Raw genomic sequence first — 12,203 nt, forward strand, 5'->3', positions numbered from 1 at the left:
TTTGATCTGGACCGGTACCGCTCGTACGGCTGCGTCAGCACTTGCTCGGTGCCTGTGACCATCCGCTGCCCCCGTCGCGCTCCCGGCCGCCCGGCCGTGTTGTCCCGTACCCCTTCGAACGACCGGTCCCATCTGCGGGTTCCCGACGCCAACGGATACAGTCACGCCGAGGCAACGACGGGGACAGGAGAGGGTCATTACCGGCAACCGGCAGACGAGCTGGGCGTTCGCCGACGCCTATGTCGCCGAGGACGACGCGCTGCGCTGGGCACGCGACCGGGCCAGCGAGGCGGGCCTGCGCTCGGTGACGCCCGGCACGGGCTCCGCGCTCGGGCTGCTCGCCGCCGCCGTGGACGCCAAGGCGGTCGCGGAGATCGGTACCGGCTGCGGCGTGTCGGGGATCCATCTGCTGCAGGGCATGCGGCCGGACGGGGTCCTGACCACCGTCGACCCGGAGCCGGAGCACCAGCAGTTCGCGCGCCAGGCGTTCCGGGCCGCGGGCTTCGCCAGCAACCGGGCCCGCTTCATCCCGGGCCGGGCCCTGGACGTCCTGCCCCGCCTGGCGGACGCCGGATACGACCTCGTCTTCTGTGACGGCGACCGGCTGGAGTATGTGGACTACCTCGCGGAATCGTTGCGCCTGCTGCGTCCGGGAGGGCTCGTCGCCTTCGAGGGGGTCTTCGGCGGCGGCCGGACGGTCGACTCCGGGCCGCAGCCCACCGAGGTGCTGCGGCTGCGGGAGGTGCTGCGCGCGGTCCGGGAGAGCCCGGAGCTGGTGCCGTCGGTGCTGCCGATCGGCGACGGGCTGCTGTGCGCGGTGAAGCGGTAGCCGTCGGGCACGGGGCGGCGGCCGGGCGGTGCGACGCCGTGTTCCGGCGGGCCGGATCCGCCGTGGAGCGGAAAATCGATCGCCCCGGCACCGTGTACGGCACCGGGGCGATCGAACGGGTATGGTCGCTTGCGCGTCAGCCGACGACCTTCTTGAGGGCGTCGCCGAGCGCGTCGGCCTCGTCGGGGGTCAGCTCGACGACGAGTCGACCGCCGCCTTCGAGCGGAACGCGCATGACGATGCCCCGCCCCTCCTTGGTCACCTCGAGCGGGCCATCGCCCGTCCGCGGCTTCATGGCCGCCATGCTCGTTCCCCTTCCTGATACCAGCTCACCGTCACCGCCGACGGCCCGTGAGGGCACGCGCAGTCCGGCGCAGGACGCGCGACACCGGCATCGAACACATTGCTTCCCAGCCATTATCCCGCATCACAGCACCCGATGACCAACATCGGTCGGCATCGCTTGGGCAACGCACGCGAGCAAAACCACTCAATTCGGCGATGTGACTGCGATACTGCGCGCCCCGCCCCACTCCTTCCGAACGAATACGGACCGTTTTTCTTTGACGCAGGTCACATCCCCGGAACAGTCCGTCCCCGGTGATCTCCGTCATGCTGTCCTGCAGACACAAGCCGCGACGCTGAGGGGACTTCCATGGCCGACACCGTGCTCTACGACGTGAGCGACGGACTCGCGACGATCACGCTGAACCGCCCCGAGGCGATGAACGCGCTGGACATCGAGACGAAGGTCGCGCTCCGGGACGTGGTGCGGGCCGCCGCGGCGGACGACGCCGTACGGGCGGTGCTGCTGACGGCGGCCGGGGAGCGGGCGTTCTGCGTCGGCCAGGACCTCAAGGAGCACGTCGGACTGCTGGCCTCCGACCGGGAGACGGGCGAGGGCCGGACCATGAGCACGGTCCGCGAGCACTACAACCCGATCGTGCGGGCGCTGGCCGAGGCGCCCAAGCCGGTGGTCGCCGCCGTGAACGGGGTGGCGGCCGGGGCCGGTCTCGGTTTCGCACTCGCCGCGGACTACCGGATCGTCGCGGAGACGGCGGCCTTCAACACGTCGTTCGCGGGCGTCGCGCTGACCGCCGACTCGGGCGTCTCCTGGACGCTGCCGCGCGTCGTCGGTCCCGGGCGCGCCGCCGACCTGCTGCTGTTCCCGCGCAGCATCGGCGCGCAGGAGGCGTACGACCTCGGCATCGCCGGCCGGGTCGTGCCGGCCACCGATCTGCGCGAGGAGGCCGAGCGGACGGCGCGGGCGCTGGCCGAGGGGCCGACGGTGGCGTACGCGGCGCTGAAGGAGGCGATGGCGTACGGGCTGACGCACTCGCTCGCCGAGACGCTGGAGAAGGAGGACGAGCTGCAGGCACGGGCGGGCGCGTCGCAGGACCACGGGATCGCGGTGCGGGCCTTCGTCGCCAAGGAGAAGCCGAAGTACCTGGGGCGCTGAGTCCGGTGCGGGCGGGGTACGGCCGTCCCCCGCCCGCCCGCTCACGTCCGCCGGGCCACGCACGCCGCCAGGTGGTCGTCGACGAGTCCGCAGGCCTGCATCAGCGCGTACGCCGTCGTCGGGCCGACGAAGCGCAGGCCGCGTTTCTTCAGGGCCTTGGACAGTGCCGTGGACTCCGGTGTGACGGCCGGGACGTCGGCGAGGGTCTTCGGCACCGGGCGGCCGTCCGGGTCGGGGGCGTGGGACCAGATCAGCTCGTCCAGCTCGCCCGGGCTCCATCCGGCCAGGACACGGGCGTTGGACAGGGTCGCGTCGATCTTGGCGCGGTTGCGGATGATGCCGGTGTCGGCGAGCAGGCGGTCGCGGTCCTCGTCGGTGAAGGCCGCCACCTCGGCGATCCTGAAGCCGGCGAAAGCGGCGCGGAAGCCGGGGCGGCGGCGCAGGACGGTGATCCAGGACAGCCCGGACTGGAAGGCCTCCAGGCTGAGCCGCTCGAACAGAGCGTCGTCGCCGTGGACCGGGCGGCCCCACTCCTCGTCGTGGTAGGTCACGTAGTCCGTGGCGGACAGGGCCCAGGGGCAGCGCGGGGCGCCGTCCGGGCCGGTGACGGCCTCGCCGGCGCTCACCGCTGCTCCTCCTCGGCGGGCTTCTCCACGGAGACGGGGCGGGCCGCCGCGCGGGCGGCCGCCAGCTCGGACTCCAGGCCGGCGATGCGGGCGTCGCGTTCGGAGAGCTCGGCGCCGAGCCGGCCGAGGGCGTCGTCGACGTCCGCCATGCGGTAGCCGCGCAGGACGAGGGGGAAGCGGAGCCGCTCCACGTCCGCGCGGGCCACCGGACGGTCCGGGGGCAGCGAGTCCCGCAGCCGGTCGGGAGCGGCCTCGGGCAGCGGTCCGCTGTCGCCGCCGCTCACCACGGCGAGCGTCACCGCGGCGACCACGACGGCGAGCGCGACGACGAGGAAGAGGAACATGACCATCGCTGGGCCCCCATGGCCGGAACGAGCGCCGCGATCTCCCGGTCCCTCCGGTTCGCCCGGTGGGTCGTCCGGCGGATCGCGTCGGCTGGTTGGATCGGAGTCGGTTGTGTCGGGTCCGATCGTGCCATGCGAGTCTGACAGCCGGGGCCGCAGGCGGCCGAAGGGCACCGGCGGACACCGGCGGTCACCGAAGAGCGGGACGTCGGTCCCGGAGCGGACATGAGGGACGGGACGGTATGGGCGAGGAGAGGTCACAGGGGATGCTCAGGCTGGGCAGGCGCGAGTTCGCACCGCACGAGCCGGTGATCATGGCGATCGTGAACCGGACCCCGGACTCCTTCTACGACCGGGGCGCCACCTTCCGCGACGAGCCGGCGCTCGCGCGCGTGGAGCAGGCCGTGGCCGAGGGGGCCGCGATCATCGACATCGGCGGGGTGAAGGCGGGGCCCGGTGACGAGGTGTCGGCCGAGGAGGAGGCGCGGCGGACCGTGGGTTTCGTCGCGGAGGTCCGGCGCCGGTTCCCGGACGTCGTGATCAGCGTGGACACCTGGCGGCACGAGGTCGGCGAGGCCGTGTGCGAGGCGGGGGCGGATCTGCTGAACGACGCGTGGGGCGGCGTCGACCCGAAGCTCGCTCAGGTCGCGGGGCGGTACGGGGTGGGGCTGGTGTGCACGCACGCCGGGGGCGCCGAGCCGCGGACGCGGCCGCACCGGGTGGCGTACGACGACGTCATGGCCGACATCCTCGACGTGACGGTGGGGCTGGCCGAGCGGGCGGTGGCGCTGGGGGTGCCGCGGGAGTCGGTGCTGATCGACCCCGGGCACGACTTCGGGAAGAACACGCGGCACAGCCTGGAGGCGACGCGGCGGCTCGGGGAGATGGTGGAGACGGGGTGGCCGGTGCTGGTGTCCCTGTCCAACAAGGACTTCGTCGGGGAGACGCTGGACCGGCCGGTGAAGGAGCGGGTGCTGGGGACGCTGGCGACGACGGCGGTGTCGGCGTGGCTGGGGGCGCGGGTGTACCGGGTGCACGAGGTGGCGGAGACGCGGCAGGTGCTGGACATGGTGGCGGCGATCGCCGGGCACCGGGCGCCTGCGGTGGCTCGGCGGGGGTTGGCGTAGGGGGCGGGGTTGGTGTGGGGCGCGGGGGCGTGGGGTGTTTCGCCCCCGCCGCCCCTGCCCGTTCCCGTCCCCAGGGGCTCCGCCCCTTCGGCCCCGCCGGGGAGCTCCGCCCCTGGCCCCCGGCGGGGACCTCGTCCCCCGCGCCCCTGCCGGGTCGGGGTGTCCGGGCTAGCGGCCCGCTTCCTTGGAGACCAGGGCGACCGCCTCGTCGACGTCGTCCGTGACGTGGAACAGGAGCAGGTCCTTCTCGGAGGCCTTGCCCTGGGCGACCAGGGTGCCCCGGAGCCAGTCGACGAGTCCGCCCCAGTACTCGGAGCCGAACAGGACGATCGGGAAGCGCGTGACCTTCTGGGTCTGCACCAGGGTGAGGGCCTCGAAGAGCTCGTCGAGGGTGCCGAGACCGCCGGGCAGGACCACGAAGCCCTGGGCGTACTTCACGAACATCATCTTGCGGACGAAGAAGTAGCGGAAGTTCAGGCCGATGTCGACGTACGGGTTGAGCCCCTGCTCGAAGGGCAGCTCGATGCCGAGGCCGACGGAGATGCCCTTGGCCTCCAGCGCACCCTTGTTGGCCGCCTCCATCGCCCCCGGCCCGCCGCCGGTGATGACCGCGAAGCCCGCCTCCACCAGGCCGCGGCCCAGCCGGACGCCGGCGTCGTACTCCGGGGAGTCGGCCGGGGTGCGGGCGGAGCCGAAGACGCTGATCGCGGGCGGCAGCTCGGCGAGCGTGCCGAAGCCCTCGATGAACTCCGACTGGATGCGCAGGACGCGCCAGGGGTCGGTGTGGACCCAGTCGGTCGGGGCACGCTCGTCCAGCAGGCGCTGGTCGGTGGTGCTCTCCTGGACCTGGCCCCGCCGCCGGAGGACCGGGCCCAGGCGCTGCTCCTCCGGTGGCCGCTTCCTGCCCTCGGGGTTGCCAGTGGCCATGTGCGCTCCCTCCGTCTGCGGGTGATTCCACCTCAGCGTAGATCCGTGCGGGTTACGTGCGGGGGACCTCAGCATGTCCGGCACACAGCGGCGTAAACCCGGTTCGGATCATGCCGTCAGCCAGGAGCGCAGCCGCTCCTCCCCCGCGAGGATCTTCGCCGTCTCCACCCGCTCGTCCCGCTTGTGCGCCAAGTGCGGGTTGCCCGGGCCGTAGTTGACCGCCGGGACGCCGAGCGCGGAGAAGCGCGAGACGTCCGTCCAGCCGTACTTGGGCTGCGGGATGCCGCCGACCGCCTCGATGAAGGCCGCCGCGGCGGGGTGGGACAGGCCCGGCAGGGCCGCGCCGCTGTGGTCGTCGACCACGAACTCCGCCACCCCGCAGTCCGCGAAGACCTCGCGGACGTGGGCGAGGGCCTCCTCGGGGCTGCGGTCGGGGGCGTAGCGGAAGTTGACGGTGACCACGCACTCGTCGGGGATGACGTTGCCCGCGACGCCGCCCGTGATGCCGACCGCGTTCAGGCCCTCGCGGTACTCCAGGCCGTCGATCACCGGGTGGCGGGGCTGGTACTCCGCGAGGCGGGCGAGGACCGGGGCGGCGGCGTGGACGGCGTTGGAGCCCATCCAGGAGCGGGCCGAGTGCGCGCGCTCCCCCGTCGTCCTCAGCAGCACCCGGAGTGTGCCCTGGCAGCCGCCCTCCACCTGGCCGTCGGAGGGTTCGAGGAGCACCGCGAAGTCTCCCTCCAGCCACTCGGGGTGTGCCTCGGCGACGTGCTTCAGCCCGTTCAGCTCGGCGGCGACCTCCTCGTTGTCGTAGAAGACGAAGGTCAGGTCGCGATTGGGGGCCGGGACGGTGGCGGCGATGCGCAGCTGCACGGCGACGCCCGCCTTCATGTCGCAGGTGCCGCAGCCCCACAGCACGCCGTCCTCGTCCAGCCGGGAGGGGACGTTGCCGGCGATCGGGACGGTGTCGATGTGGCCGGCCAGGATCACGCGTTCCGCCCGGCCCAGGCTCGTGCGGGCCACGACGTTGTTGCCGTAGCGGTCGACCCTCAGGTGCGGCAGGGCGCGCAGGGCGCTCTCGATCGCGTCCGCCAGCGGCTTCTCGGTGCCGCTCTCGGAGGGGATGTCGACGAGCCGCGCGGTGAGCTCCGCGGCGTCCAGCGTGAGGTCAAGCGGGGTATCGGCCATGCCGTCGACCCTACCCGCCGGGTCCGCGGGCGGGCCGTCCTCGGCCCCCGCACCCGGCGCCACCGAAGTCCTACCCTCCAGTACCTTGTAGGCGTGCTTGAGCCGTCTTCCACCCGCAAACGCCGCGGCCGCCTCCTGCGCGCCGGGGCGGCCCTCGTGGTCCTGCTCGCGGTCGCCGGCTACCTCGCCGTCCAGTACGTCACCGGGGGCACCGGTGCGCCGGGGTGCAGGGTCGTGTCGAGCGAGGACGAGGACAAGACCTACGAGCTGACGCCGGAGCAGGCGGTGAACGCGGCGACGATCACCGCCGTGGGCACCGCGCGCGGCCTGCCCGACCGGGCGGTGACGATCGCGCTGGCCACCGCGTTGCAGGAGTCCTCGCTGCGCAACATCGACTACGGCGACCGCGACTCGGTCGGCCTCTTCCAACAGCGGCCCTCGCAGGGCTGGGGCACGGTCGAGGAGATCATGGACCCGTCGTACTCCGCGGGCAGGTTCTACGACCACCTGGTCGAGGTGCCCGGCTACACGCGCCTCCCCCTGACCGACGCCGCGCAGCGCGTGCAGCGCAGCGCCTTCCCCGACGCCTACGCCAAGCACGAGCCGGACGCCGCGCTGCTGGCCGCGGCCCTGACCGGACGGTCGGCGGCGACGCTGACCTGCGACGGGCGCCCCGGCACCGCGCGGACCAAGGGGCCGGACGCGGTGCGCGCGGCGCTCGTGCGGGACTTCGGGCGCGATGTGCTCCAGCCGGCCGGCGCGGAGGCGGGCACGTCGGCGAAGTCCGGCCCCGCGCCGTCCGCGAGCCCCGCGGACGGCGCCGAGGGACCGGACGGTTCCGGCGGTTCCGGCGGGCGGACCGTGACGCTGCCGGTGGGCGGGGGAAGCGGTCCGGGCACGGGCGGCGCCCCGGAGCGGCGCGGCTGGCAGCTGGCGCACTGGGCGGTGGCCAACGCGTCGGCCCTGCACATCGAGCGGGTCACCTACGCCGGCCTGCAGTGGACCGCCGGACACACCGACAGCTCGTGGACCGCGGCGAGCGACAGCGGCACCCACGGGGCGGAACGCTCGACGGGAACGGTCCGGATCACGTCCGCACGGTAGTACGTACGAACCGTCCCCCGCGGGAGGGAGTTCCGCGGGCGCGGAACCGGCAGGTCGCGGGGTGCCGCGTCGCCCTCCCCGAAACGGCGGAAGCCCTGGAGAACAAGGTGCTGTAAGGATTCGGCAGGCTCTCCGGCCGGGGCCCGTTCGCCCGCTTTTCCGTGCAGCAGATAATGCGACGCATTGCCAATTCTTTACCTGGGGGCGCCGCAACCTTCGTGGCCTTCGAGCGGTAGTCACTGCGTCCGTGTCCGGCCTACATCCGCCGGAACACGGACGGAAATCCTCATCGTTGACTTCCGTCGAAGGAGCATCATGTCCCTCCCCCTGACCCGCCGGATCGCCCGTGCCGCGCTGCTCGTCGCTGCGGGAGCGGCCGCCGGGGTCGGTGCGGCCGGCTCCGCCGGTGCGGCTCCCCAGCTGCCCGCCGCCCCGGACCTCGGCGGGCTGACCGCGCTGGACGGGGCGAACGTCGCCAACACCGTCGACAGCGCCGCCCGGAACGTCACCGAGACCGCGGGCGAGACCGGCGGCAAGGCCGTCGAGAAGGCCGTGCCCGCCGCGGGCCGGACCGGTGGCTCGGTCGTCAAGAAGACCACGCCGGTGGCGCAGAAGGCCGCCGGTGACGCGGCGGGCTCCGCCGGGGACATCATCGGCGACACGGCGGCGACCGCCACGGAGGGCGGTCTGCCGACGGACGCCCTGGGCAAGGGCGGGCTGCCGGTCCAGGGCCTGCCGCTCGGCTGACGGCCGGCAGCGGCCGTACGACGGCGGGGCCCGGGTTCTCCCGGGCCCCGCCGTCATGCGGCGGAGCGGCGAGGCGGCGGTGTCAGGCCAGGCGGGCCACCGCCGCCGCCACGCGTTCGTCCGTCGCCGTGAAGGCGACCCGGACGAAGCGCTCGCCGGCGGGGCCGTAGAAGTCGCCGGGGGCGACGAGGATGCCACGTTCGGCCAGGTGGGCGACCGTGTCCCAGCAGGACTCGTCGCGGGTGGCCCACAGGTAGAGGCTGGCCTCGCTGTGCTCGATGCGGAAGCCGTGGCCGAGCAGCGCCTCCCGCAGGGCGGTACGGCGGGCCGCGTAACGCTCGCGCTGGACGCGGACGTGCTCGTCGTCGCCGAGGGCCGCCACCACGGCCGCCTGTGTGGGGGCCGAGGTCATCATGCCGCCGTGCTTGCGGATCTCCAGGAGCGGGCCGAGCACGGCCGGGTCACCGGCCAGGAAGGCCGCGCGGTAGCCCGCGAGGTTGGACCGCTTGGAGAGGGAGTGCACGGCGACCAGGCCGTCGTAGGAGCCGCCGTTGACGTCCGGGTGCAGGACCGAGACCGGGTCGGCCTCCCAGCCCAGCTCCAGGTAGCACTCGTCGGAGACGACCAGGACACCGTGCTCGCGGGCCCAGGCGACGATCCGGGTCAGGTCGGCCCGGGACAGCACCTTGCCGGTCGGGTTCGACGGGGAGTTGAGCCACAGCAGCTTCAGGCCCGCCGGGTCCAGGTCCGTGGGGTCGTCGTAGGCCTCGTACTCCGCGCGGGCCAGGCGCGCGCCGACCTCGTACGTCGGGTAGGCCAGGCGCGGGAAGGCCACCCGGTCGCCGGGGCCGAGGCCCAGCTGGGTGGGGAGCCAGGCGACGAGTTCCTTGGAGCCGACGATCGGCAGGACGTGGCGGTGGGTGACGTCGCGGGCGCCGAGGCGGCGCCCGACCCAGCCGGTGATCGCGTCGCGCAGTGCCGGGGTGCCCCAGACGGTCGGATAGCCCGGGGAGTCCGCCGCGTCGACCAGAGCCTTCTGGATCGGTTCGGGGACCGGGTCGACCGGGGTGCCGACGGAGAGGTCGACGATGCCGTCGGGGTGCGCGGCGGCCGTCTTCTTGTACGGCTCCAGCTTGTCCCAGGGGAAGGTGGGAAGCCTGTCGGAGACTGCGGACACGTTACTGGCTCACTTTCGTCGTGGGCGCCCGGTACGGCAAACGCCTCGGTCCCGTACGGCGCCGGTCGGGGTGACCGGGCCGTACGGGACCGAGGCGGCGCGCGTGCGGGCCGCTCTTACTGGTTCTGCGGCGGCAGCGCGGCGACGAAGGGGTGGTCGCGCTCGATCAGACCCAGCTTGCTGGCGCCGCCGGGCGAACCGAGCTCGTCGAAGAACTCGACGTTCGCCTTGTAGTAGTCCTTCCACTCCTCGGGAGTGTCGTCCTCGTAGAAGATCGCCTCGACCGGGCAGACCGGCTCACAGGCACCACAGTCGACGCATTCGTCCGGGTGGATGTACAAGGACCGCTGGCCCTCGTAGATGCAGTCGACCGGGCACTCCTCGATGCACGCCTTGTCCTTCACGTCGACACAAGGCTGCGCGATGACGTAGGTCACGCTGTCGTTCCTCCTCGATAGGGCGCTGGCGGGCCTCCTCAGGCTCCGCCGCCTGGCGCGCGGGAGCGCGGCGTCGTCGATGCCCGCCCCTAGTATCTCCGTTCTTGGGCATGATCCGAACAGGAGGGGTGTACCGACCCGTGGAAATCTCTGCCGCCGGCCGTCTCGAGGTCCGCATCACCCCTGCTGACGTGGGCAAACGAGTCTCCGTACGCCACTTGCTCGGACCTGGCGCCACGAGCGGGAGGTTCACCGACGCGGTCGGCGTTCTCGCATCGTGGGACAACGGTGTGCTGGTGATCACACGCAGGAGCGGCGAGTCGGTGCGGATCGCGGAATCCGCGCTGGTCGCGGGCAAGGTCGTACCGTCGGCCCCGGCGCGCCGGCGTGGCCCCGCCGCGTCGTACGAGGAGCTGGCGCGGGTTCTCGCGCGGGCCTGGCCGCCGGTGGAGAGCGAGTGGCTCGGCGCATGGGAGCTGCGGGCCGCCGCCGGGTTCACACGGCGGGCCAACTCCGTGCTGCCGCTGGGCGGTCCGGGGATGCCGCTCGACGACACGCTGAGCGCCGTGCGCCGCTGGTACGGCGAGCGCGGGCTGCCCGCGTACGTCCAGACCGCCACCGGGGCCGAGGGCACGCAGGAGCAGCTGTGCGCGGAGCTGGAGCGGCGGGGCTGGGAACGGGAGGTGACGGCCGAGGTGTGGACCGGTGGACTGGCGCCGGTCGCCGACCGGGCCGAGGGGGCCGGGGTCGAGCTGTCCCGGGAGGCCGACGGGGCGTGGCTGGCGCGGTATCAGCGCAGGGGCGTGAGCGACGTGGCGCTGCGGGTGCTCCACGGCGGGGCGTCGGTGTGGTTCGCGTCGGTGCCCGGCGGGGAGGTGCCGGCCGCGATCGGGCGGTGTGTCGTGGACGGGCGGTGGGCCTCCTTCGCGGCCGTCGAGGTCGATCCGGCGCGGCGGCGGCGGGGGCTGGCAACCGCCGTCATGGCCGCGCTGGCCCGGCGGGCGCTCGACGAGGGCGCGTCGGCGGCGTGCCTGCAGGTCGAGACGGACAACGCGGGGGCGCGGACGCTGTACGCCGGGATGGGGTTCGCGGTGCACCATGCGTACCACCACTACCGTGCGCCGCAGACCGGGGACGCCGGCGGGGCGGGACGGGACTGACCGCCGGGCGGCGGGGCACCGCGTCCGCACGTCCGCCGGGGTTTCCGCTCGCCGGGTTTCCGTCCGCCCGGTCCGTCCGCCGGTTTTCCGTCCGCCGGTTTTCCGTCCGCCGGTTTTCCGTCCGCCGGTTTTTCGTCCGCCGGTCTTCGTTCGCCGATCGCCGTGAGAGGGCACCTGTCCGCCATGCGTCACCGTCACCTCCCCCATCCCCCGCCGCCCGACCGTTCCGCCGAGATCCGGCGGAGATTCGCCGAAGAGGCACGGTCCGAACGGCCCGACCTGTCGCTGCTGTGCCTCCTGGTCGGTGCCGAGGCGGACGGGGCGCTGGACGAGGCCGGCCTGGACGCCGCGCAGATGGAGCTCGACCGGCTGGCCGGACAGCTGCCGTTCCGGCCCGGTACGCCACGGGCCTGGGCAGACGCGCTGCGGGACCTGCTCGGCGGGCGGTACGGCTTCGAGGGGGCCGCTGCGGACTACCAGCGCCTGGAGTCGTCCCTGCTGCACGAGGTGCTGCGGCGGCGGCGCGGGCTGCCGATCCTGCTCTCGGTGGTCTGGCTGGAGGTGGCCCGGCGGGCGGGGGCCCCGGTGTACGGGGTCGGACTGCCGGGGCACTTCGTGGTCGGCTTCGGGCCGGAGGAGGAGCGAGTGCTGGCCGATCCGTTCGACGGGGGCCGGGTACTCGGCGGGAACGACGCCGAGATGCTGGTCGCCGGGGCGACCGGTGCGCCCCTGCACCCGTCGATGCTGGAGCCCGCGGCGCCGCTGGACGTGGTGACGCGGATCCTGAACAACATCCGGGTGTGGGCGGCGGCCCGCCCGGAGCGGACGGACGTGGGCCTGTGGGCGATCGACCTGGCGCTGCTGCTGCCGTCGCACGCGGCACGGCTGCGGTACGAGCGGGCGCAGCTGCTGGTGCAGCGGGGGGAGTTCACGGCGGGGGCGGCGGAGCTGGAGGCGTACGCCGAGGTGGTCGGTGCGGTGGACGAGGGGGCGGCGGAGCGGGTGCGGGGGGAGGCGCGGGCGGCCCGGGCGCTGCTCAACTGAACGCCGGGTCGGCGACGGGGGCGCTCGGGCGGGC

14 protein-coding genes are annotated in these 12,203 nt (G+C 73.7%); 7 read left to right on the forward strand and 7 right to left on the reverse strand.

The genetic code is table 11. The features are described from left to right. Positions 1–130: 130 nt before the first annotated feature. The gene (locus ACFYOJ_RS03235) at positions 131–829 is read left to right on the forward strand and encodes an O-methyltransferase (RefSeq protein WP_356550814.1); all 699 of its coding nucleotides are present in this window, start codon (positions 131–133) and stop codon (positions 827–829) included. 136 nt (positions 830–965) lie between these two features. Here the strand turns inward: ACFYOJ_RS03235 and ACFYOJ_RS03240 are convergent, their stop codons facing one another. Next, complete coding sequence (locus ACFYOJ_RS03240; RefSeq protein ID WP_003966491.1) at positions 966–1,133, reverse strand: DUF3117 domain-containing protein; 168 nt, start codon at positions 1,131–1,133, stop codon at positions 966–968. A gap of 351 nt (positions 1,134–1,484) precedes the next feature. Here ACFYOJ_RS03240 and ACFYOJ_RS03245 point away from each other — a divergent pair, with 351 nt between their 5' ends. Continuing rightward, positions 1,485–2,288 (forward strand): enoyl-CoA hydratase-related protein, encoded by an 804-nt coding sequence (locus ACFYOJ_RS03245; RefSeq protein ID WP_356550520.1) that lies wholly within the window; start codon positions 1,485–1,487, stop codon positions 2,286–2,288. A 41-nt stretch (positions 2,289–2,329) separates the two neighbouring features. Here the strand turns inward: ACFYOJ_RS03245 and ACFYOJ_RS03250 are convergent, their stop codons facing one another. Together ACFYOJ_RS03250 and ACFYOJ_RS03255 are read right to left on the reverse strand one after the other, a co-directional pair. Then, on the reverse strand, positions 2,330–2,914 hold the full coding sequence (locus ACFYOJ_RS03250; protein WP_356550522.1) for a DNA-3-methyladenine glycosylase I: 585 nt from the start codon (positions 2,912–2,914) through the stop codon (positions 2,330–2,332). Continuing rightward, the gene (locus tag ACFYOJ_RS03255; RefSeq protein WP_356550524.1) at positions 2,911–3,264 is read right to left on the reverse strand and encodes a DivIVA domain-containing protein; all 354 of its coding nucleotides are present in this window, start codon (positions 3,262–3,264) and stop codon (positions 2,911–2,913) included. Before ACFYOJ_RS03255 ends, ACFYOJ_RS03250 begins: the two co-directional genes overlap by 4 nt. A gap of 260 nt (positions 3,265–3,524) precedes the next feature. Between ACFYOJ_RS03255 and folP the strand changes: the two genes are divergently transcribed. Then, positions 3,525–4,385, forward strand: coding sequence for a dihydropteroate synthase (gene folP, locus ACFYOJ_RS03260; RefSeq protein WP_356550526.1), 861 nt, complete (start codon positions 3,525–3,527; stop codon positions 4,383–4,385). A gap of 168 nt (positions 4,386–4,553) precedes the next feature. On the opposite strand, the gene ACFYOJ_RS03265 is transcribed toward folP, so the two are convergent. Next, complete coding sequence (locus ACFYOJ_RS03265; RefSeq protein ID WP_356550528.1) at positions 4,554–5,312, reverse strand: TIGR00730 family Rossman fold protein; 759 nt, start codon at positions 5,310–5,312, stop codon at positions 4,554–4,556. A gap of 108 nt (positions 5,313–5,420) precedes the next feature. Continuing rightward, on the reverse strand, positions 5,421–6,500 hold the full coding sequence (gene dapE / locus ACFYOJ_RS03270; RefSeq protein ID WP_356550530.1) for a succinyl-diaminopimelate desuccinylase: 1,080 nt from the start codon (positions 6,498–6,500) through the stop codon (positions 5,421–5,423). A 93-nt stretch (positions 6,501–6,593) separates the two neighbouring features. Between dapE and ACFYOJ_RS03275 the strand changes: the two genes are divergently transcribed. After that, positions 6,594–7,604 (forward strand): heavy metal transporter, encoded by a 1,011-nt coding sequence (locus ACFYOJ_RS03275; protein ID WP_356550532.1) that lies wholly within the window; start codon positions 6,594–6,596, stop codon positions 7,602–7,604. A gap of 315 nt (positions 7,605–7,919) precedes the next feature. After that, positions 7,920–8,351, forward strand: coding sequence for an ATP-binding protein (locus ACFYOJ_RS03280; protein ID WP_356550533.1), 432 nt, complete (start codon positions 7,920–7,922; stop codon positions 8,349–8,351). Between the two features lie 82 nt (positions 8,352–8,433). Here the strand turns inward: ACFYOJ_RS03280 and ACFYOJ_RS03285 are convergent, their stop codons facing one another. Together ACFYOJ_RS03285 and fdxA are read right to left on the reverse strand one after the other, a co-directional pair. Then, positions 8,434–9,528 (reverse strand): bifunctional succinyldiaminopimelate transaminase/glutamate-prephenate aminotransferase, encoded by a 1,095-nt coding sequence (locus ACFYOJ_RS03285; RefSeq protein WP_356550535.1) that lies wholly within the window; start codon positions 9,526–9,528, stop codon positions 8,434–8,436. 116 nt (positions 9,529–9,644) lie between these two features. Next, entirely contained in the window at positions 9,645–9,965 is a 321-nt protein-coding gene (fdxA, locus tag ACFYOJ_RS03290) for a ferredoxin (RefSeq protein ID WP_003973842.1), read from the reverse strand. Positions 9,966–10,105: 140 nt separating this feature from the next. Between fdxA and ACFYOJ_RS03295 the strand changes: the two genes are divergently transcribed. Both ACFYOJ_RS03295 and ACFYOJ_RS03300 read left to right on the forward strand, forming a co-directional pair. Beyond that, entirely contained in the window at positions 10,106–11,125 is a 1,020-nt protein-coding gene (locus ACFYOJ_RS03295; protein ID WP_356550537.1) for a GNAT family N-acetyltransferase, read from the forward strand. Between the two features lie 183 nt (positions 11,126–11,308). Further along, positions 11,309–12,169 (forward strand): transglutaminase-like domain-containing protein, encoded by an 861-nt coding sequence (locus tag ACFYOJ_RS03300; protein WP_356550539.1) that lies wholly within the window; start codon positions 11,309–11,311, stop codon positions 12,167–12,169. The last annotated feature ends 34 nt before the right edge of the window (positions 12,170–12,203 follow it).

It is taken from the genome of Streptomyces sp. NPDC006384 (assembly GCF_042870695.1).
Lineage (GTDB): Bacteria > Actinomycetota > Actinomycetes > Streptomycetales > Streptomycetaceae > Streptomyces.

Coding starts and splice junctions, on each gene's coding strand:
- ACFYOJ_RS03240 (WP_003966491.1), bottom strand. CDS start 1,133: ATGGCGGCCATGAAGCCGCGGACGGGCGATGGCCCGCTCGAGGTGACC.
- ACFYOJ_RS03245 (WP_356550520.1), top strand. CDS start 1,485: ATGGCCGACACCGTGCTCTACGACGTGAGCGACGGACTCGCGACGATC.
- ACFYOJ_RS03255 (WP_356550524.1), bottom strand. CDS start 3,264: ATGGTCATGTTCCTCTTCCTCGTCGTCGCGCTCGCCGTCGTGGTCGCC.
- folP (WP_356550526.1), top strand. CDS start 3,525: ATGCTCAGGCTGGGCAGGCGCGAGTTCGCACCGCACGAGCCGGTGATC.
- ACFYOJ_RS03265 (WP_356550528.1), bottom strand. CDS start 5,312: ATGGCCACTGGCAACCCCGAGGGCAGGAAGCGGCCACCGGAGGAGCAG.
- dapE (WP_356550530.1), bottom strand. CDS start 6,500: ATGGCCGATACCCCGCTTGACCTCACGCTGGACGCCGCGGAGCTCACC.
- ACFYOJ_RS03280 (WP_356550533.1), top strand. CDS start 7,920: ATGTCCCTCCCCCTGACCCGCCGGATCGCCCGTGCCGCGCTGCTCGTC.
- ACFYOJ_RS03300 (WP_356550539.1), top strand. CDS start 11,309: ATGCGTCACCGTCACCTCCCCCATCCCCCGCCGCCCGACCGTTCCGCC.